This window comes from Pseudomonas sp. BAY1663, assembly GCF_000582595.1.
In the GTDB taxonomy this organism is placed as follows: Bacteria; Pseudomonadota; Gammaproteobacteria; order Pseudomonadales; family Pseudomonadaceae; genus Stutzerimonas; species Stutzerimonas stutzeri_AF.
The window spans coordinates 14,382-34,413 of the sequence record NZ_AZSV01000007.1; the positions used below are offsets into that span (position 1 = coordinate 14,382).

General features: G+C 64.0%; 15 protein-coding genes, 3 tRNA genes and 5 pseudogenes. 14 read left to right on the top strand and 9 right to left on the bottom strand.

What is annotated here, in order from left to right; translation table 11 throughout:
• Positions 1 to 30: 30 nt before the first annotated feature.
• Positions 31 to 1,458, bottom strand: coding sequence for an arginine-ornithine antiporter (arcD, locus tag BAY1663_RS03675; protein ID WP_037038041.1), 1,428 nt, complete (start codon positions 1,456 to 1,458; stop codon positions 31 to 33).
• A 43-nt stretch (positions 1,459 to 1,501) separates the two neighbouring features.
• On the opposite strand from arcD, the gene BAY1663_RS23260 reads away from it, so the two are divergent.
• The 7 genes and pseudogenes from BAY1663_RS23260 (at position 1,502) to BAY1663_RS03705 (ending at position 5,535) form a co-directional block, all read left to right on the top strand.
• Positions 1,502 to 1,753, top strand: a complete 252-nt coding sequence (locus BAY1663_RS23260; protein WP_128576062.1) for a hypothetical protein — start codon at positions 1,502 to 1,504, stop codon at positions 1,751 to 1,753.
• Positions 1,754 to 1,800: 47 nt separating this feature from the next.
• The gene (gene uvrY / locus BAY1663_RS03680; RefSeq protein WP_037038042.1) at positions 1,801 to 2,445 is read left to right on the top strand and encodes a UvrY/SirA/GacA family response regulator transcription factor; all 645 of its coding nucleotides are present in this window, start codon (positions 1,801 to 1,803) and stop codon (positions 2,443 to 2,445) included.
• Positions 2,445 to 4,268: an excinuclease ABC subunit UvrC gene (uvrC, locus tag BAY1663_RS03685; protein ID WP_037038044.1), complete on the top strand. Its 1,824-nt coding sequence runs from the start codon at positions 2,445 to 2,447 to the stop codon at positions 4,266 to 4,268. Before uvrY ends, uvrC begins: the two co-directional genes overlap by 1 nt.
• Before the next feature lie 33 nt (positions 4,269 to 4,301).
• Positions 4,302 to 4,858, top strand: a pseudogene (pgsA, locus tag BAY1663_RS03690) (CDP-diacylglycerol--glycerol-3-phosphate 3-phosphatidyltransferase).
• A 69-nt stretch (positions 4,859 to 4,927) separates the two neighbouring features.
• Positions 4,928 to 5,003 (top strand) — tRNA-Gly (locus tag BAY1663_RS03695).
• Between the two features lie 44 nt (positions 5,004 to 5,047).
• A tRNA-Cys gene (locus BAY1663_RS03700) sits at positions 5,048 to 5,121 on the top strand.
• A gap of 168 nt (positions 5,122 to 5,289) precedes the next feature.
• Positions 5,290 to 5,535: a hypothetical protein gene (locus BAY1663_RS03705; protein ID WP_037038046.1), complete on the top strand. Its 246-nt coding sequence runs from the start codon at positions 5,290 to 5,292 to the stop codon at positions 5,533 to 5,535.
• A 7-nt stretch (positions 5,536 to 5,542) separates the two neighbouring features.
• Here BAY1663_RS03705 and BAY1663_RS03710 read toward each other — a convergent pair whose 3' ends face one another.
• Together BAY1663_RS03710 and arsB are read right to left on the bottom strand one after the other, a co-directional pair.
• Entirely contained in the window at positions 5,543 to 5,725 is a 183-nt protein-coding gene (locus BAY1663_RS03710; protein ID WP_177325792.1) for a PLDc N-terminal domain-containing protein, read from the bottom strand.
• A 124-nt stretch (positions 5,726 to 5,849) separates the two neighbouring features.
• Positions 5,850 to 6,928: pseudogene (gene arsB, locus BAY1663_RS03715) on the bottom strand (ACR3 family arsenite efflux transporter).
• Positions 6,929 to 7,176: 248 nt separating this feature from the next.
• On the opposite strand from arsB, the gene BAY1663_RS03720 reads away from it, so the two are divergent.
• The 7 genes and pseudogenes from BAY1663_RS03720 to arsJ all read left to right on the top strand — a co-directional run bounded on the left by BAY1663_RS03720 (position 7,177) and on the right by arsJ (position 11,918).
• The gene (locus BAY1663_RS03720; protein ID WP_037038050.1) at positions 7,177 to 7,590 is read left to right on the top strand and encodes an arsenate reductase ArsC; all 414 of its coding nucleotides are present in this window, start codon (positions 7,177 to 7,179) and stop codon (positions 7,588 to 7,590) included.
• Positions 7,591 to 7,601: 11 nt separating this feature from the next.
• On the top strand, positions 7,602 to 7,958 hold the full coding sequence (locus BAY1663_RS03725) for a metalloregulator ArsR/SmtB family transcription factor (RefSeq protein WP_037038051.1): 357 nt from the start codon (positions 7,602 to 7,604) through the stop codon (positions 7,956 to 7,958).
• 66 nt (positions 7,959 to 8,024) lie between these two features.
• Complete coding sequence (gene arsH / locus BAY1663_RS03730; protein ID WP_037038116.1) at positions 8,025 to 8,738, top strand: arsenical resistance protein ArsH; 714 nt, start codon at positions 8,025 to 8,027, stop codon at positions 8,736 to 8,738.
• A 16-nt stretch (positions 8,739 to 8,754) separates the two neighbouring features.
• On the top strand, positions 8,755 to 9,249 hold the full coding sequence (locus tag BAY1663_RS03735; protein WP_037038052.1) for a tyrosine-protein phosphatase: 495 nt from the start codon (positions 8,755 to 8,757) through the stop codon (positions 9,247 to 9,249).
• Between the two features lie 10 nt (positions 9,250 to 9,259).
• The gene (locus tag BAY1663_RS03740; RefSeq protein ID WP_037038055.1) at positions 9,260 to 9,586 is read left to right on the top strand and encodes a YnfA family protein; all 327 of its coding nucleotides are present in this window, start codon (positions 9,260 to 9,262) and stop codon (positions 9,584 to 9,586) included.
• A gap of 25 nt (positions 9,587 to 9,611) precedes the next feature.
• On the top strand, positions 9,612 to 10,616 hold the full coding sequence (locus BAY1663_RS03745; protein WP_037038056.1) for an ArsJ-associated glyceraldehyde-3-phosphate dehydrogenase: 1,005 nt from the start codon (positions 9,612 to 9,614) through the stop codon (positions 10,614 to 10,616).
• Positions 10,617 to 10,704: 88 nt separating this feature from the next.
• Positions 10,705 to 11,918: pseudogene (arsJ, locus tag BAY1663_RS03750) on the top strand (organoarsenical effux MFS transporter ArsJ).
• Between the two features lie 469 nt (positions 11,919 to 12,387).
• Here arsJ and BAY1663_RS03755 read toward each other — a convergent pair.
• The 6 genes and pseudogenes from BAY1663_RS03755 to BAY1663_RS25800 all read right to left on the bottom strand — a co-directional run.
• Positions 12,388 to 12,474, bottom strand: a tRNA-Leu gene (locus BAY1663_RS03755).
• A gap of 104 nt (positions 12,475 to 12,578) precedes the next feature.
• Positions 12,579 to 14,857: pseudogene (locus BAY1663_RS03760) on the bottom strand (helicase C-terminal domain-containing protein).
• Complete coding sequence (locus BAY1663_RS03765) at positions 14,854 to 16,488, bottom strand: VRR-NUC domain-containing protein (protein WP_037038057.1); 1,635 nt, start codon at positions 16,486 to 16,488, stop codon at positions 14,854 to 14,856. The pseudogene BAY1663_RS03760 and the gene BAY1663_RS03765 overlap by 4 nt, the downstream one beginning before the upstream one ends.
• Before the next feature lie 138 nt (positions 16,489 to 16,626).
• Entirely contained in the window at positions 16,627 to 18,015 is a 1,389-nt protein-coding gene (hemN, locus tag BAY1663_RS03770; protein WP_037038058.1) for an oxygen-independent coproporphyrinogen III oxidase, read from the bottom strand.
• A gap of 220 nt (positions 18,016 to 18,235) precedes the next feature.
• The gene (locus BAY1663_RS25795; RefSeq protein ID WP_371257581.1) at positions 18,236 to 19,120 is read right to left on the bottom strand and encodes a methyl-accepting chemotaxis protein; all 885 of its coding nucleotides are present in this window, start codon (positions 19,118 to 19,120) and stop codon (positions 18,236 to 18,238) included.
• Positions 19,100 to 19,858 (bottom strand): annotated as a pseudogene (locus BAY1663_RS25800) (HAMP domain-containing protein); the annotation flags it as partial. The pseudogene BAY1663_RS25800 and the gene BAY1663_RS25795, both read right to left, overlap by 21 nt.
• Positions 19,859 to 20,032: the final 174 nt, after the last annotated feature.

Here is a 20,032-nt window from a genome sequence, read left to right on the forward strand (position 1 = left end):
CGGGCTGGCCCGCGGAGGGGCCAGGGTGGGTCAAAGGGTCAGGAAGCCGTCATGCAGGCCGTAGGCCGCGATCAGCGCACCCACGAGCACGCCGGCGAAGATGAGCTTCTCCAGCGTGGTGAACACCGGCTGGTGCAGTTCGCGCTTGGCCTTGGCGAAAAACAGCGCGCCAGGCGCATAGAGCAGGGCCGACAGCAGCAGGTACTGGATGCCGCCGGCATAGAGCAGCCATGCGGCGTAGAGCAGGGCGACCAGCGCGATCAGCAGATCCTTGCGGCGTTCGCCGGGGGCGTTCTCGTAGGTTTCGCCACGCCAGCTGACCAGCACCGCATAGGCGGCCGACCAGAAGTACGGCACCAGGATCATCGAGGTGGCCAGGTACAGCAGGTTGAGGTAGGTCGCGTCGTTGAACAGGGTGATGATCAGCATCAGCTGGATCAGGCCATTGGACAGCCACAGCGCGTTGCTCGGCACCTGCTTGGCGTTTTCCTTGCGCAGGAAGGTCGGCATGGTGTGGTCGCGCGCCCCGGCGAAGAGGATCTCGGCACAGAGCAGCGTCCATGCCAGCAACCCGCCGAGCAGCGAGATGACCAGCCCGACGCTGATCAGCAGCGCGCCCCAGCGCCCGACCACGTGCTCCAGCACGCCGGCCATGGAGGGGTTCTTCAGCGCGGCCAGTTCCGGTTGGCTCAGGATGCCCATCGACAGCACGTTCACCAGCACCAGAAGCAGCAGTACGGCGTAGAAGCCGATGATGGTCGCCTTGCCGATATCACGGCGATTCTGCGCGCGTGCCGAATAGATGTTGGCGCCCTCGATACCGATGAACACCCAGACGGTGACCAGCATCATGCCGCGTACCTGGTCCATCACGCTGCCCAGCTCGAGGTTGCCCGCACCCCAGAAGTCGGCACTGAACACTTCGACCTTGAAGGCGAGGGCGGCAATCACGATGAACAGCACCAGCGGCACGACCTTGGCGATGGTGGTGATCAGGTTGAGGAAAGCCGCTTCCTTGATGCCGTTGAGTACCAGGAAATGGATGCCCCACAGCAACAGCGAGGCGCAGATGATGGCGGCCGGGGTGTTGCCTTCGCCGAAGGCCGGGAAGAACAGCCCCAGGGTGCTGAACAGCAGGACCAGGTAGCTGACGTTGCCGATCCAGGCGCTGATCCAGTAGCCCCAGGCCGAGGAAAAGCCCATGTAGTCGCCGAATCCGGCCTTGGCATAGGCATAGACGCCGGTATCCAGTTCCGGCTTGCGGTTGGCCAGGGTCTGAAAGACGAAAGCAAGGGTCAGCATGCCGATCCCGGTGATCGCCCAGCCGATCAATACCGCACCGGCCCCCGCACTGGCCGCCATGTTCTGCGGTAGCGAGAAGATACCGCCGCCGATCATCGAACCGACCACCAGTGCAATCAGGGCACTGAGGCGGAGTTTTTGCGCTGATTCCGACATTTTACGTGCTCCCTACGGATGTCCTGTCTCATTAAGCGCACGCATGGTAATCGCCGAAATGACTTGGATCAGCATTTGTCAATTATCCGCTGGTCGAGTCAACGGTAATGGCGAGGCATGGCAGGCGAATGACCATGGCGCCGGAAGAAGCGGAATGCGAGGGCTGGAAGGCGACCGCCCATCGGCGTTCTGTGCGCACTTCGTCGGTTGCTGCAGGCCGTCTTATGATCTCGATCAGTTGCTTGGCTTGTTGATCGGCCAGCCGGATGTTTTTTTTGGTAGAGTTCGCTCCTGAAAAGCGCGCAGCCAGCCAGCTTTCAATACAGTCAATGAGGTGTCTGCTTGATTAGGGTGCTGGTGGTCGACGACCACGATCTGGTTCGCACAGGCATCAGTCGCATGCTGGGGGATATCGATGGGCTGCAAGTCATTGGGCAGGCGGACTCTGGCGAAGAGGCCATCAAGAAGGCCCGCGAACTCAAGCCCGATGTGGTCCTGATGGACGTGAAGATGCCGGGCATCGGTGGCCTCGAGGCGACCCGCAAGCTTCTGCGCAGCTATCCCGACCTGAAGGTCATCGCAGTGACCATCTGCGAAGAGGATCCTTTCCCCACCCGCCTGCTGCAGGCCGGCGCGGCGGGCTATCTGACCAAGGGCGCGGCGCTCGATGAAATGGTCCAGGCCATTCGCATGGTCTTTGGCGGCCAGCGCTACATCAGCCCGCAGATCGCCCAGCAGCTGGCATTGAAGTCGTTCCAGCCGCAGCTCAGCGAGTCGCCCTTCGATCTGCTTTCCGAACGGGAAATCCAGATCGCGCTGATGATCGCCAACTGCCAGAAGGTGCAGAGCATCTCCGACAAGCTCTGCCTCTCGCCGAAGACGGTCAACACCTACCGCTACCGCATCTTCGAGAAGCTTTCGATCACCAGTGACGTCGAACTGGCCCTGCTGGCGGTTCGTCACGGGATGGTCGATACCGTCAACTGATGGCAGGCACCTTCGATCCGGTCGCATTCCTGGCCGCCTGCAGTGGCCGGCCGGGCGTGTATCGCATGCTCGATAGCGACGGCAAGCTGCTCTACGTGGGCAAGGCCAAGAACCTCAAGAAGCGCCTGGCCAGCTACTTCCGCAAGACCGGTCAGGCGCCGAAGACGGCGGCCCTGGTGGCGAAGATCGCGCAGGTGGAAACCACCATCACGGCGAACGAAACCGAGGCACTGCTACTCGAGCAGACGCTGATCAAGCAGTGGCGGCCGCCGTACAACATCCTCCTGCGCGACGACAAGTCCTACCCCTACGTCTTCCTGTCCACCGGGGAATTCCCGCGGCTGAGCATCCACCGCGGCGCCAAGAAGGAGCCGGGGCGCTATTTCGGCCCCTATCCCAGCGCCGGGGCCATCCGCGAAAGCCTGAGCCTGCTGCAGAAGGCCTTCTTCGTGCGCCAGTGCGAGGACAGCTACTACCGCAACCGCACACGGCCGTGCCTGCAGTACCAGATCAAGCGCTGCAAGGCGCCCTGCGTGAACCTGGTCGATCCCGCCGAGTACGCCGAGGACGTGCGCCATTCGGTGATGTTCCTCGAAGGCCGCAGCAACGCGCTGGCCGAGGAACTCTCGCGCAACATGGAGAAGGCCGCGATGAACCTGGACTTCGAGCGCGCCGCCGAGATTCGCGACCAGATCGCCATCCTGCGCCGGGTGCAGGACCAGCAGAGCATGGAAGGCGGTTCCGGCGACGTCGACATCGTCGCCGCGGCGGTCAGCCCGGGTGGCGCCTGTGTTCACCTGATCACGGTGCGTGGCGGGCGGGTGCTGGGCAGCAAGAACTTCTTCCCCCAGGTGGCGATCGAGGAAAGCGTCAGCGAAGTGCTGCAGGCATTCCTCGAGCAGTATTACCTGGGCTCGGCGGAGCGCGACCTGCCGGGCGAGCTGATCGTCAACGCCGTGCACGAGGACTTCGCCACGCTGACCAACGCCATCGCCGAGCTGCGTGGGCTGGAACTCAACATCAGCCATCGCGTACGTGGTACCCGGGCGCGCTGGCAGCAGCTGGCGCTGACCAACGCCGAACAGGCACTGGCCGCACGGCTGGCCAACCGGCAACACCTGTCGGCGCGCTTCGAGGCACTGGCCGAGGCGCTGCAGCTCGACGAGCCGCCGCTGCGCCTGGAGTGCTTCGACATCAGCCATTCCAGTGGCGAAGCGACCGTAGCCTCCTGCGTGGTATTCGGCCCGGAAGGGCCGTTGAAGTCCGACTACCGCCGCTACAACATCGAAGGCGTCACCGCCGGCGACGATTACGCGGCAATGCACCAGGCCCTGTCGCGCCGCTTTCGCAAGGCCGCCGAAGGCGAGGGCAAGCTGCCCGACATCCTGCTGGTGGATGGCGGCAAGGGCCAGCTCAACATGGCCCGCGAGGTGCTCGAAGAGCTGGCCGTGCCGGAGCTGATCCTGCTCGGGGTGGCCAAGGGCGTGACGCGCAAGCCGGGCCTGGAAACCCTCTACCTGAACGATGCCGCCCACGAATTCACCCTGCCGGCCGATTCGCCGGCGCTGCACCTGATCCAGCAGGTGCGCGACGAAGCCCACCGCTTCGCCATCACCGGACACCGGGCGCGGCGCGGCAAGGCGCGGCGCACTTCGACGCTCGAAGACGTTCCGGGCATCGGCCCCAAGCGCCGGCGCGAACTGCTCAAGCACTTCGGTGGTCTGCAGGAGCTATGCAGAGCCAGCCTCGAGGAAATCGCCAAAGCACCTGGTATAAGTAAAAAGCTTGCCGAGTCGATTTATGCCGCTCTGCACAGTGAGTAAACTCTCCTCGAATTCCGCCGATCAGTGGTACCGATGAATATCCCAAACCTGCTCACCGTACTGCGCGTGCTGCTGATACCCATCTTCATCCTGTTGTTCTACCTGCCGTTCTACTGGAGCTACCTGGCCGCCAGTGCAGTGTTCACCGTGGCCGCACTGACCGACTGGCTCGACGGCTACCTGGCGCGTCGGCTGGAACAGAGCACGCCGTTCGGCGCCTTCCTCGATCCGGTCGCCGACAAGCTAATGGTGGCGGTGGCCTGGTGCTGTTGGTCGAGGAGCACGGCAATCTCTGGCTGACCTTGCCGGCGGCGATCATCATCGGCCGCGAGATCGTGGTGTCGGCGCTGCGCGAATGGATGGCGGAACTCGGCGCCAGGGCGCAGGTGGCGGTCTCCAACCTGGGCAAGTGGAAGACCGCCGCGCAGATGGTGGCCCTGGTGATCCTGCTGGCCAACCCGCCGCAGCCGACGATCTGGGTCGGAATCGGATATGCGCTGCTGATCGTCGCGGCCGGCCTGACGCTGTGGTCGATGGTCAACTACCTGATCGCCGCATGGCCACACCTGAGCACCACGGAAAAGAAATAAAAACTTTTTTAATCAAAGGCTTGACGGCAGCATTCGATGGTATAGAATGGCGCCCGTCACCAAGACAACGCGGGAATAGCTCAGTTGGTAGAGCACGACCTTGCCAAGGTCGGGGTCGCGAGTTCGAGTCTCGTTTCCCGCTCCAGTTTGCAGATTGCGCCGCAGGAAATTGCGGCGCAGTCGTTTTGAGGCCGGTTGGCAGAGTGGTTATGCAGCGGATTGCAAATCCGTGTACGCCGGTTCGATTCCGACATCGGCCTCCATCTTAAAAGAACCCCAAGCAGCTCGTTTGCTTGGGGTTTTTTCTTTTGCAGCGATGGCGCCGCAAGGCGAGTACTCGCTCAGCCGTTACGGCTGACCATATATCCGAAACCCGGTTGCGCCGGCAGGGCTTTCTATACTTGAAGGACCGCTCCCAGAGGAGAGCCGCCATGCGCCGCCTGCTTGGTTTCACCCTCGCTGCTGTCTTCAGCACTTCACTGTTCGCCATGCATTGCCCAATGGACATGGCGAAGATCGATGAGCAACTGCAGAACAACCCGCCAGAAGATGCCGCCACGCTCGCCCAGGTCAAGGATCTGCGGGCGCAGGGCGAGGAACTGCACAATGCCGGCAAGCATGCCGAAGCGGTGGAGGTCCTGGGGCAGGCGTTGGATCTGTTGGGCTCGAATCCCTGAGAACGCTTCAGCGCGTGCGGCGAAGGCCGGCCAATAGCCAGAACAGCAGGCCCAGTATCGGGAAAACGGCAATGCCGATAGCCCAGAGCGCTTTGGCGCCTACGGTTCTGTCGCTCTTGAAGACGCTGATGATCGCCAGCAGATCAAGCGTTATCAGCAGGACCATTGCGGCGATGGCCAGGTAAGTCATCGAGTCGGACACGGCTTGTCTCCACAGCGCTGCTACTCATCAGGCCACGAGCATCGCCTGCTGGTTCCGTGGGGCGATAGCTGGCCCGCCGTGTGCCCCGTCGGGGCGCGCAACGGGCGTTGTCTCAAGCCGCTGATAATGCCTGGTTGTACCAATCCCGACTGTGGTTGATGCTGCGTACCAGCCAGAGCATCAGTGGCACTTCGATCAGTACGCCGACCACGGTGGCCAATGCCGCGCCCGAGTCGAAGCCGTAGAGCACGATTGCGACGGCGACTGCCAGCTCGAAGAAGTTCGAGGCGCCAATCATTGTCGACGGCCCAGCCACGTCGTGGCGAACCTTGAAGCTGCGGTTGAGCCAATAGCCGAGTCCCGCGATGAACAGCGTTTGCAGCAGGATCGGCACGGCGAGCATGGCGATGATCAGCGGCTGGGCGACGATGGCTTTGCCTTGGAAGGAGAACAGCAGGACCAGGGTCGCCAGCAGGGCGACGATGGCGAATGGCGAAATCTTCGCCAGTGCGTCTGGAACGCGCGTTCGCCGCGTTTCATCAGCCGCGCACGGATGAACTGGGCGATGGCCAGTGGAATGACGATGTACATCACCACGGAGAGCAGCAGGGTGTCCCACGGAACCGGGATCGACGAGACACCCAGCAACAGGGCAACGATGGGGGCGAAGGCGAATACCATCACCACGTCGTTCAAGGCCACCTGGGTCAGGGTGAAGTTGGCGTTGCCACTGCACAGATTGCTCCAGACGAATACCATCGCCGTGCACGGTGCGGCACCGAGCAGGATCAACCCCGCCATGTAGCTGTCCAGCTCTGTCGCGGGCAGCCAGGGCGCGAAGACGTGCTTGATGAACAGCCAGCCCAGCAGAGCCATGGTGAAAGGCTTGATCGCCCAGTTGACGAACAGGGTGATGCCCATGCTCGTGCGCTGGGCATAGACCTCCCGCAGCGCCGAGAAATCGATCTTCATCAGCATGGGGATGATCATCACCCAGATCAGCAGGCCGACCGGAATATTCACGTGGGCGATTTCCAGCGCGCCGATCGCATGTGCAACTGCAGGCAGGCCCAGGCCGAGCAGGGTGCCGGCAACGATGCAGAGAAACACCCATAGCGTCAGATAGCGCTCGAAGAATCCGAGCGGTGCACCAGCAGCCTTCTTGCCGAGCGCTTCGCATTGGCTGGACATCTGTTTCTACCTTCTTGCAGCTTGATATTGAACGGGGCGGGGTGCAGTAGCCGACCTCGGCGATGCCGCTGGCAGGCTATCGTGTGTTGATATGCGCTAAATAAGATATGTGTTGTGCACTATACGCTCGCAGCTCTGTGCTGGGCAAATCAGGGCTTTCCTCTCTAGTCATCAGAAATGAACGACGGGGCTTTACGGAATATGCAGCAGGCAATATATTCGCCAAAACGTATTCGCAGGAGCTTGCCATGACTTGCAAAACTCGCGTGCTGTTCGTCTGCGTTGCCAACTCGGCGCGCTCCCTGCTGGCCGAGGCCCTGCTGCGCCATACCGATGCGGAGCATTTCGAGGCGTTCAGTGCCGGGACTGCACCGACGCAGGTCGATCCTCATGCGCTAGCGGCACTGCACCATCTTGGCGTATCGACAGCCGGGTTGCGCAGCAAGTCGCTGGCGGAACTGGAAGGGCAGCAGTTCGACTACGTCATCACGCTGTGCGACAAGTCATCGCTGGAATGCCATGCGCTGCCGGGCGCCGGCGAGTACATCGCCTGGAATTTCGAGGACCCAGCCAGCAGCGAACAACCGGACGCCTATCGTCACACCCTTCATGAGATTCACGAGCGCATCAAGATGTTCGTGCTGGTAAGGAACAAACACTGAAGAGTTCTTCGATGATCGAGCACCTGACCCCCACCACCGTATTCAAATGCCTGGCGGACGAAACCCGGGCCCGTATCGCCCTGCTGATCGCTCGCGAAGGGGAGCTGTGTGTCTGCGAGCTGACCTGCGCACTGGACGAAAGCCAGCCGAAGATTTCCCGGCATCTGGCTCTGCTACGTGGTTGTGGCCTGCTGGAGGATCGACGCCAGGGGCAGTGGGTCTATTACCGTTTGCATCCGCATCTGCCCGATTGGGTGAGCGACATGCTCCAGCCGGTCATCATCGCCAACAAAAACTGGCTGAGCAGCAACGTCCAACGCCTGGAAAACATGCGCAACCGGCCGGAGCGCTCCAGCGCCTGCGCCTGATTACGTGTACGACGATGCCTGGCGGAGCCTGCACCGTTGCCTGCCAACCACCTTCAGGACGGCTTCATGCACGACGACCTGCCCAATATCGACCCCGAGCTGCTCGATCTGCCCACCCTGGAGCAACTTGGCTTGCCGCCCCAGCCGGAACACAAGCCACGTATCCTGCTGCTCTATGGCTCGAATCGCGAGCGCTCCTACAGTCGTTTGCTGGTGCAGGAAGCCGCGCGCCTGTTGCAGCGCTTCGGCGCAGAGACACGCATCTTCGACCCTTCGGGGCTGCCGCTGCCGGACGATGCGCCGGTCAGCCATTCCAAGGTCCAGGAGCTGCGCGAGCTGATGCAGTGGTCTGAAGGGCAGGTGTGGTGTTCGCCGGAACGCCACGGAGCCATGAGCGCAGTGCTCAAGGTACAAATCGACTGGGTGCCGCTGGCCGTAGGGGCGCTGCGCCCGACCCAGGGCAAGACGCTGGCGCTCATGCAGGTCAGCGGTGGCTCGCAATCGTTCAACGCCCTGAACCAGATGCGCGTACTGGGGCGCTGGATGCGCATGATCACCATCCCCAACCAGTCTTCGGTGGCCAAGGCTTACCTGGAGTTCGAGGACGACGGTCGTATGAAACCCTCGTCCTATTACGATCGCGTAGTGGACGTGATGGAGGAACTGTTCAAGTTCACCCTGCTGGTACGCGGCCGCACCGACTATCTGGTCGACCGCTACTCGGAGCGCAAAGAGTCGGCCGCAGCGTTGTCCGAGCGCGTCAACCAACGCTCTATCTGATCTACAGGAAATAGTCATGCCCCAGCATCCCTATGACATTCTCGACGTCCCCGGCGGCGGCCGCCTGATCTTCACGCCATGCCCCGGTACGCGGGAGACCCGCGTGGACGAGGCCCTGGATACCTTGCAGGCCGCTGGAGCCGACGCGCTGATCACGCTGATGCCCAGCGCTGAGCTGGCCCGCAATGGCGCCACGCAACTGCCGCAACTCTGTGCCGCACGCGGCCTGGAGTGGATTCACCTGCCGGTAGCCGACGAGCAGGTGCCATTGGCGGACTTCGATAGCGCCTGGGCAGGTGCCCGCGTGCGCATCGCCGAATTGCTGAGCAGCGGGCGCAGCCTCGCCATTCATTGCAAAGGCGGTTCCGGTCGCACCGGGCTGATTGCGGCGCGCATCCTGATCGAGCGCGGCGTGCCGCGCCAGGACGCCATCGCCGCCGTGCAGGCCTTGCGGCCCAAGGCGATCCAGCATCCGGCCCATGCCGGCTGGATCGAACGTTTCGGCGAATGACGAGGGGCGCATGCTGAATACCCTTGGCCTGTTCGTGATCACCGCCGTCGCCGAGATCGTCGGCTGCTATCTGCCCTACCTCTGGCTGAAACAGGGCAAGAGCATCTGGTTGCTGGTGCCGGCGGCCGTTTCTCTGGCGCTGTTCGCCTGGCTGCTGTCCCTGCACCCTACGGCCGCCGGGCGGGTATATGCCGCCTATGGTGGCGTCTATGTCGGCGTGGCGTTGCTCTGGTTGTGGCTGGTCGATGGCGTTCGGCCTACCGGCTGGGACCTGTTCGGCGGCGCCGTGGCGGTCCTGGGGATGGCGATCATCATGTTCGCCCCGCGAAATATCTGACTTCACCTATCTGAGCGAGTCTTGCATGAGTATCAAAGTTGGCATCAACGGCTTCGGCCGCATCGGACGGTTGGCCCTGCGCGCGGCCTGGGACTGGCCGGAGCTGGATTTCGTACGGGTCAACGACCCTGCCGGCGATGCGGCGACCCACGCCCATCTGCTGAATTTCGACTCCGTGCACGGCCGCTGGCAGCATGAAGCCGGTGCCGACGCCGATTGCCTGGTGATCAACGGCCAGCGGGTGAAGGTCACCGCCAACAAGGCGATCGCCGACAGCGACTGGTCCGGCTGCGACGTGGTCATCGAGGCCAGCGGCAAGATGAAGAGCGTCGCCGTGCTGCAGGCGTATCTGGAACAGGGCGTGAAGCGCGTGGTGGTCAGCGCGCCGGTGAAGGAGCCGGGAGCGCTCAACGTGGTGATGGGCGTGAACGACGGGCTCTACGACCCGCTCCGGCACCGCATCGTCACCGCCGCGTCCTGTACCACCAACTGCCTGGCTCCGCTGGTGAAGGTGATCCATGAGCATCTCGGTATCCGCCATGGCTCGATCACCACCATCCACGACCTGACTAACACCCAGAGCATCCTCGACCAGCCGCACAAGGACCTGCGCCGGGCACGGGCCTCGGGCATGAGCCTGATTCCGACCACCACCGGCTCGGCCACCGCCATCGCGGAAATCTTCCCCGAACTGCGCGGCAAGCTGAACGGCCATGCGGTGCGCGTACCGTTGGCCAACGCCTCGCTGACCGACTGCGTGTTCGAAGTCGAGCGCGCCACCGGCGTGGAGGAGGTGAACCGCTTGCTCAAGGCGGCGGCCGACGGCGAACTCAAGGGCATCCTCGGCTACGAGGAGCGCCCGCTGGTATCCATCGACTATCGCAGCGACCCGCGCTCGTCGATCGTCGACGCGCTGTCGACCATGGTGGTCAATGGCACCCAGGTGAAGATTTATGCCTGGTACGACAACGAATGGGGCTACGCCAATCGCACGGTGGAGCTGGCGCGCAAGGTGGGACTGGCTGGCTGAACCAGCGGCGATCTGCTCGATACCCGGCCCGTGCGGGAGATCACCGCGCGGGTCTCCCGCCCCATGGCCCAGGCAACCGGAATCTCTCATGCAAGCCCTTGCTCGACTCTCACCCGAGGTGCGCCAGTACCTGATCGTCACCGGTAACTACTGGGCCTTCACGCTGACCGACGGCGCACTGCGCATGCTGGTCGTGCTGCATTTCCACACGCTGGGCTATACGCCGCTGCAAATCGCCGCGCTGTTCCTGTTCTATGAAATCTTCGGGGTGGTCACCAATCTGATCGGGGGTTACCTGGGTGCCCGCCTGGGGCTCAATCGGACGATGAACATCGGCCTGGCGCTGCAGGTGTTCGCCCTGCTGATGCTCACGGTGCCGGCCGCCTGGTTGACCGTACCCTGGGTAATGGGCGCGCAGGCGCTGTCCGGCATCGCCAAGGACCTGAACAAGATGTCGGCGAAGAGTTCGATCAAGCTGCTGGTTCCCGGCAGCGAGCAGGGCACCTTGTACCGCTGGGTGGCGATTCTCACGGGCTCGAAGAATGCGCTCAAAGGGGTGGGGTTCTTCCTCGGTGGCGCGCTGCTGGCGTTGCTCGGCTTTGCCGGTGCGGTGCTGGCGATGGCCAGCGTGCTGGCGCTGATCTGGCTGGGCAGCCTGGTACTGCTGAAGAGGGATCTCGCAAAGCCAAGGCCAAGCCCAGGTTCAAGGACATCCTGTCCAAGAGCCGGGCGGTCAATATTCTTTCCGCGGCCCGGCTGTTTCTCTTCGGTGCCCGCGATGTGTGGTTCGTCATTGCCTTGCCGGTGTATCTGAGTACGGCCTTCGGCTGGAGCTTCTGGCAGGTTGGCGGCTTTCTCGCCTGTTGGATCATCGGCTATGGCATCGTTCAGTCGCTGGCACCCGCGATCACCGGCAAGAGGCGTGGCCACGTGCCCGACGGCCGGGCCGCATTCGTCTGGGCCGCCATGCTGGCGGGGTTGCCGGCCGTGATCGCCATGGGTCTGGCCAGCGAGTTGTCGCCGGCGCTGGTCCTGCTGGGGGGGCTGCTGTTGTTCGGCGCGCTGTTCGCGGTCAATTCCTCGCTGCACAGCTACCTCATCGTCAGCTATGCCAAGGAAGACGGGGTTTCGCTGGATGTGGGCTTCTACTACATGTCCAACGCACTGGGCCGCTTGCTCGGTACCTTGCTGTCAGGCTGGGTCTTCCAGGCCTATGGCCTGCAGGCCTGCCTCTGGGTCTCGGCGAGCTTCGTGGTCGTGGCGGCGCTGATTTCGCTGGGCTTGCCGCGGCACGCAAGCTGAGGGTTCCGCATTGCAATTGTTGGGTTTCGCTGCGCTCAGCGCCAATCGTCGATGCGATCGTTCGATCGTCTGCCCCGGAGGCTCTGAAAAGCCCCTGTAACAGTCGCTGGCGCATGCTACTTGCAACGGATGTCCGAGCGGCACGGATGCCCACGATGAGGCGAGGGGGTTCTGATGAGCAAGCGATCACTAGAGGATCTGGTCAAGAAATCGGAAATCGGCACTATCCAGCGCAGGCCCATTGGCGCGGCCGGCAACAGGCCGGCGCCGCGGGCAAGTCGCCGAATGCCCTGGCCCTGGCGCGACGGGCTGCTCCGGACATGACGATGTGCGGCACGGCTGGCCGATCCTCTGTCGAGCGAATCTGATTTCGCATCGTACAAACGAGCGGTCTTGTGTGCAGGTGCCGAGTCGTCCAGCTGTATTGGGATGGGCAAAGGCGAGGGGCGAGGCTCCAGTGAGCCATCATTGGTGCCCGGAGCGGGGGTCGAACCCGCATACCCTTTCGGATGAGGGATTTTAAGTCCCTTGCGTATACCAATTTCGCCATCCGGGCATGATGCTTGTGCGCTGCTGATTGGGGAAATCAGCGGCGCAGGACTATAACCAGCCTCCGTGGCCCGCGCAACCAGAACGGCGAGCACCATGCTCGGACATCGGTCAGGTGCCCGTTTCGGCGTCCAGATCCCACCAGCCCGGCAGCAGGCGCCGTACCTGTGGGCGGCCGAAACGGTCGTCGATCAGGTGCACGATGCCGTCGTCGTCGCGGGTGCGGATCACGCGCCCTGCAGCTTGCACGACCTTCTGCAAGCCGGGGTAGAGGTAGGTGTAGTCGTAGCCATGTCCCCGACCGAACAGGGCTTCGAGGCGCGACTTGAACTGCTCGTTGACCGGATTGACCTGGGGCAGCCCGAGGGTGGCGATGAAGGCGCCGATCAGGCGCCGTCCGGGCAGGTCGATGCCTTCGGCGAACGCGCCGCCGAGCACGGCGAAGCCAATGCCCTGGCTGCTGTTGGTGAAGCGGGCGAGAAAGGCGTCGCGGGCGTCCTCCTGCATACCTCGGGTCTGCGCCCAGAACGGGATGTCGGGATGGCGGCTGCCGAGCAGGGCGGTGACCTGTTGCAGGTACTCGAAGCTGCTGAAGAAGGCCAGGTAGTTGCCGGGACGTTCGCGGTACTGGCGGGCGATCAGCTCGACGATGGGCGCCAGCGATGCCGCGCGGTCCTGATAGCGGGTGGACACGTGGCTGGCCAGGTGAACCCGCAGTTGTTCGCTGCGAAAAGGCGATTCGACGTCCAGCCACACGCTCGCGGGCGGCAGGCCGAGGGTGTCGGCGTAGAAGCGCCGCGGGCCCAGGGTGGCGGAAAACAGCACGCAGGAGCGCGCCAGCGCCAGTCGCGGGGCGAGAAACGGTGCCGGGACGACATTGCGCAGGGTCAGCCGCGAAAGGACGTTCCCGCTACGCGACGGACTCGGCAGCAGGCTGCAGTCGAACAGCGAGTGCTCGCCGAACAGCTCGGCCACGCGGCAGAAGTGCATGGCATCGAAATAGGCGCGCTGCAGGTCAGGATCGAGGCCGCCGGGGTTTTCCCCCAGGTAGTCGGTGATGGCGCTGACGGCCTGCTGCAGCACACCAAGCAGCTTGAAGGGCAGCTCGGGCAGCACCTGGTAGGCCTGCAGCTGGTCGCGGTGCACTTCGTTCCAGGAGCGCTGGATGCGTGACAGTGCATTCTTCAGTTGTGCTGGAGCTTTTCGCCGTAACCCCTTGAAAATATTTTGGTCAAGCTCCGCGCTATACATGCCGCGGCCGCGCTCCAGCAGGTTGTGCGCCTCGTCCACCAGCACACCGACACGCCATTCATTGCTCAATGTCAGGCCATGGAGCAGGGCGCCGAGATCGAAATAGTAGTTGTAGTCGCCCACCACCACGTCGGCCCAGCGCGCCAGTTCCTGGGCGAGGTAGTAGGGACAGACCTGGTGGGCGAGGGCGACGTCGCGCAACGCTGCCTGGTCCAGCAGCGGCTGCTCCAGCGCGGCGGCGCGGGCCGTCGGCAGACGATCGTAGAAGCCTTCGCCAACGGGCAGGCCTCGCCATGGCAGGCCTTGTCCGGATGCTCGCAGGATTTTTCCCGCGCGATGAGTTCCAGCACGCGCAGCGTCGTCGCGCCGTGGCGTTGCAGCGTTTGGAGCGCATCCAGGGCCAGGCGTCGGCCGGAGGTCTTCGCGGCGAGGAAGAACAGCTTGTCCAGCCGCTGGCCGGGGAAGGCCTTGAGCTGCGGGAACAGCGTGGCGAGCGTCTTGCCGATGCCGGTCGGCGCCTGGGCCATCAGCGTGGTGCCGGTACAGGCGGCCTTGTACACCGCCTCGGCCAGTTGCCGCTGGCCGCTGCGAAAATCCGCATGGGGGAAGCGTAGTGCGCGCAGCGCCTGGTCGCGCTCGGCACGGTGCGCGAGCTCCTGCTCGGCCCAGGCGACGAAGCGTTGGCACAGGCTCTCGAAGAAATCGCGCAGGGTATCGGCGGTGTGGTGTTCGACGAGTAGGGTTTCCTTGTGGCTGACCACGTCGAAATACACCAGCGCCAGCTCGATTTCGTCGAGGCCGCGCGATTGGCACAGCAGCCAGCCGTATACCCTGGCCTGGGCCCAGTGCAGCTGACGATGGTTGGCTGGCTGGCGTTCGAGGTCGCCACGAAAGGTCTTGATCTCCTCCAGGCGATTGCGCCGCGGATCGTAGCCGTCGGCGCGGCCACGCACCGTCAGTTGCCGGTACTGGCCTTCCAGCGCCACCTCGCGCTCGTAGCCCGCAGCGCGCCGGGCGGCGACCTGCGCGTGGCCGGCGATGCCTTCCTGCGCGGTCGGCGAAGGGGTGAAGCGCAGGTCCAGGTCGCCGACCTTGGCGGTGAACTCGCAGAGCGCCCGCACCGCCACGCGATAGCTCACTGCGCCGCCTCCGCCCATTGCACGTAGCACACCGCGATGGGCAGGCCGTGCCGGTGGGCGTAGTCGATCCAGCGTTTCTGGTTGTCCTGCAGGCGGTCGCCGGGCCCCTTGACCTCGATCATCCGGTAGCGGCGCTCGTCCGGCCAGAACTGGATCAGGTCCGGCAGGCCGGAGCGATTGCCGCAGACGTCGGCGAGGATGCGCTGGAACATCAGTTTCAGGTGCGCGGCGGGCAGGCAGTCCAGCGCCCGCTGCAGCAGCTCTGCGTCGAGCAGGCCCCAGGCGACGAAGGCGTTGTGGATGCCGAACTTGGCCTGGAAGGTGCGCAGGATGCAGTCGCGATAGTCGCCGCTGTCCAGGCCGGCGAGGCAACGGGCGAACAGCTCGGCGCGCCGCCGATGGAAATCCGGCCGGCTCAGATCCGCCGGCGCCCAGTGGAACGGATGGAAGAACGCGCCGGGCAGGGGGGCGAAGATCGCCTCCCAGCAGAGCAGGCCGAACAGCGAGCCGACCAGGGCATTCTCCACGTAGTACAACGGAGCCTGCGGCGTGGACAAATGCGCGCACACGGCGAGCTCGACGCTGGCGGCCCGGGGCAGGACGAGGTCGATACGCTCCGGCTCCGCGCGGCGTTGCCGGGACGCCTGCTGCCCCAGGGCACGTTGCAGGCGCGGCAGCATGCGCTCCAGTTGCTGCGCCTCATGCTCGCTTTCCGGCGCCACCTGGGCCTGCAACGCCAATTCCAGAGCGGCCTCGGGCTGGCCGCGGCGCTCGAGCACGCGAATGGCCCGTTCCCGCGCACCGGGGTAGCGATTGGCTGCGTGCAGGCGCAAGGCCTCGGACAGGTCGCCGAGGCGTTCGAACTGCTGGGCGATGCGCAGCAGCAGTTTGCCGCGCCGGCTTTCCAGCCAGTCGTTGGCATAGGGGCGTTGGGGAATCTCCGCCAGCACCTCGGCAGGGCCGTCGCCAGCGTCGAAGTGCTCGCGGCAGCGCTGCAGCTGGAGGTAGGCGTCCAGATCGGCGCGACTGTGGAATGCACGCGAATCACTGCTGAACGGCACCTGTTCGTAGCGGTAGATCCCCAGGTCGGCCAGGACGAACTCGGACCAGTCCTGGTGGATGTTGCCGAAGAACATCAGGCGCAGGCGTTCGCACAGCGGATCGATGCCCAGGGCGAAGACCCTGTCGTCGAGCTGGGCACACCAATCCGCCAGAGAGCGAGCTTGCGAGTGATGCGGGAGCAGGCTCTCCAGCAACTCGGATTTGCGCAGGCTGCCTGCTCCGGCAGCGCCGAATGCCTGCGCCAGTTCGCTCTTTTTCAGCAGGGCGAACAGTTGCTCCAGGGGCAGCTCGGGGTCGGGATCGAGCCAGCCCTGCTCGATCAGTGCCTGTGCGGCCCGATGAGGGCAGCCAATTTCCCGATAGAGCAGCTTGCTGGCGCGGAACAGCGTGCCCTTGCGCATGACCATGCGCACCAGCAGGGCTCGCGATGCCTGCGGCAGCTGCGGAAAGCGGTCGAGGAAGGCGCGCTCGCGCTCGTCCAGCAGGTCGCCGTGATGCTGGCCGACCCAGCTCAGCACCTGCTGGAAGTTCTCAAGATAGTAGAAGGGGTTTTCCAGAGCCTGGCGCATCGCACGTCCGCTAGAACCCGGGCGCGCTGCCCGGACGAAGGCTGGCTATTTATACAGTTAAGGGGCGCCTTGGCAATCCCTGCGCGATCAGCGGAGCAGCGATACGGGGCCGGCTGCGAACCGGCCCTGTGCGCGCTGTCAGACGGTGCGCGAGAAACGCCCGCGCTGTTCGCCGCCGAGGTAGGCGTCGAAGGCCATGGCGACGTTGCGCATCATCAGCTGTCCCTGCGGGAGCAGGATCAGTTCGTCGTCGTGCAGCTCCACCAGGCCGTCGGCGACATGCTCGTCGAGCTTGGCGAGGGACTCGGCGAAGTAGTCGCGGAAGACGATGCCATGCTTGCGCTCGATCTCGGCGTAGTCGATGCGACCGTGGCACATCAGCGAGATGATCACGTCGCGGCGCAGGCAGTCATCGTCGCTCAGCTTGTAGCCGCGCTGTACCGGCAGCAGGCCTTCGTTGAGGCGCGCGTAATACTGCGAAAGCTCCTTGACGTTCTGGCTGTAGCTGTTGGCGACCTTGCCGATGGAGGAAATGCCCAGGCCGATCAGGTCGCAGTCGGCATGGGTGGAATAGCCCTGGAAGTTGCGCTGCAGCGTGCCGTTGGCGCGGGCCAGGGCCAGTTCGTCGTCGGGCAGCGAGAAGTGGTCCATGCCGATATAGACGTAACCGGCGGCGGTCAGGCGCTGGATGGTCAGTTCCAGCAGTTCCAGCTTGCGCTCCGGCGGCGGCATGTCCTCGGGGCGGATCAGCTTCTGTGCGCGGACCAGTTCCGGCAGGTGCGCGTAGCTGTAGGCGGCGATGCGGTCGGGGCGGATGTCGATGATCTTGTCCAGCGTGGCGTCGAAGCTGGCCACGGTCTGCAGCGGCAGCCCGTAGATCAGGTCGACGCTGATGGATTTGAACCTGGCCTCGCGTGCCGCCTCGACCAGCTCGCGGGTCTGCTCCTCGGTCTGGATGCGGTTGACGGCGATCTGCACCTGCTCGTCGAAATCCTGCACACCGAAGCTCAGGCGATTGAAGCCCAGCTTGCGCAGACCGTGGATCTGCTCGGGGGTGACGGTGCGCGGGTCGACTTCGAGCGAGAACTCGTGGCTGTCGCTGTCATCCAGGTTGAACGCCTGGTGCAGGGTCGCCATCAGGTCGGCCAGTTGTTCGCTGGTGAAGTAGGTCGGGGTGCCGCCGCCGAGGTGTAGTTGGGTCAGCTTGCGCGAGCGGTCGAACAGCGCGGCCTGCATGGCGATCTCGCGCTTGAGGTATTCGAGGTACTCGACGGCGCGCTCGGTCTTGTGGGTGATGATCTTGTTGCAGGCGCAGTAGTAGCAGAGGCTCTTGCAGAAGGGGATGTGGATGTACACCGACAGCGGCTTGGGCGGCGTGGCTTCGTTGCTCGCGCGGGCGGCCGCCTTGTAGTCGTCCACCGCGAAGGCCTGGTGGAACTGCGGCGCGGTAGGGTAGGAGGTATAGCGCGGACCCGGGCGGTCGTATTTCTCGACCAGGGCCCGGTCAAAGCTCGGCAGTTGCTCCATGTTTCGGTTCACCTTTCGAATTCGGGAGTCGGGCACGAAACGCGGCATCACCCTCGGGGGGGCCGGTTCCGGCGATCATGGGCACGGATTATCGCCGATTGGCGGCCGTGCGCCGACTGTTTCAGATCAAGAATGATGGCCGGTATGGGGCGTGCCCGCTACCGGCCCGGCGTGCGGCGCTGAAGGGGACGAAGCGGATGCGCCTTCGTCCCACTGGTTTTCAGAGTTTGAACTGCCCGACCAGGCGGTTCAGCTCCGCCGCGAGATGAACCAGCTCGTCGCTGATCTGCGAGGTCTGGGTCGCATCCGTCGACGTGGTATCGGCGATCTGGCTGATGGTGGTGATGTTGCGGTTGATCTCTTCGGCCACGGCGCTTTGCTGTTCCGCCGCGGTGGCGATCTGGGTGTTCATCTCGTTGATGGTGCCGACTTCGTTGGCGATGACGCTGAGGCTCTGCGCAGCCTTCTCCACGCACTGCGACCCCGCGCGGGCACGCTGTTGCGCCGCTTCCATGGCCTGCACCGCATTGCGCACGCCGCCTTGCAGCTGCTCGATCATGGCCTGGATTTCTTCGGTGGACTTCTGCGTGCGCGAGGCCAGGGTGCGGACCTCGTCGGCCACCACGGCGAAGCCGCGGCCCTGTTCTCCGGCACGGGCCGCTTCGATGGCGGCGTTCAGGGCCAGCAGGTTGGTCTGCTCGGCGATGCCGTTGATCACGCCGAGTACCATGTCGATGCTGGCGCTGTCGTGTTCGACCTGCTGGATGACTTGGGCCGCCCGCTCGATTTCATGAATCAGCACTTCGATGCCGTCGAGCGCCTCGGTGGCGACCTGCACACCGGCCCTGGATTCGTTATCGGCACCGCTGGAGGCGGTAGCGGTCTGGCTGGCGTTGCGCGCGACCTCCTGCACGGTGGCGCTCATCTCGTTCATCGCCGAGGCGACCATGTCGGTTTCGCTGCGCTGCTCGTTGACCGCGGTCAGGGTCTTCTCCGCCACGTGCGATACCCGCCCGGAAACGTCGCTGAGCTGGCGGGTGACGCCGGCGACTGCTTCGAGGCTGTGCCGGAACTTGCCGATCATCCGGTTGAAGGCGTGGCCCATGGCGCCGACTTCGTCCTGGGCGCCGATCGCCACGCTGCGGCTGAGGTCTTCATCCTCGGTCATGGCTTCCATGGTGTGGCGCATGGCATTGATGCGGCGCAGGATCACGTGGCGCACGGTCAGGCCCATCACCACCACGCCGACGATCAGCAGCAACAGCTGGATGCCGGCGGTGATCATGATGTTGCGGTCGACTTCCCGGTCCAGCGCCTTGAGGTCGTAGCTGATGCGCACGGCCCCCATGATGGCGTTTTCCTTCACCTGGTGGCAGGTCAGGCAATTGGTGCCACGGTAGTCGGTGTGGGCGAGGATCGGGTTGATGACCGTGAGCACGCGGCCGCCGCCTTGCTCGGTCACCTCCATGATGGCTTCGCCGGACAAGGCGCGACGGTCTAGTGCGTCGGCCGGCGCCTGGTGCTCGTAACCAGGGCCAAAGACCTTGGCGACTTCCTCGCCGCGCACGATGCGGGCATCGATGACCCCGGGGCGGGCGAGAATCTTGTTTCGCAGCACCTCGCGTTGGGCCATGGTGCCGGTCAGCATCATGGTGTTGATGCTGTCGAAATAGGAGTCGGCGGCATCCTTGGTCTGCTGCTCCACCACCTGCAGCACCAGACGCTTCTCGGTACTGGCGGCAATGAACAGCGAAGCGGACATGATCACCACCAACACCAGCACCAGCGCCAGGTTGATCTTGGTCTGTACGGACATTTGTCGAGAAGCGAAGCTGTTGTTCATGTTGTTCCTTAGTACTGCTGCCACGCGGGGTGGATGCCGTTGCGCATCGTCGTTGTTGTAGTTGCCATCTGTCCAGGCGGTAAGGATGCAGTGATGTTATTTAGCCATATCGGCCGAATATCCCTGTTCTTGAAGGGCCTTTCCATCAGCTTTTGGTCATGCATCGGCCACTGG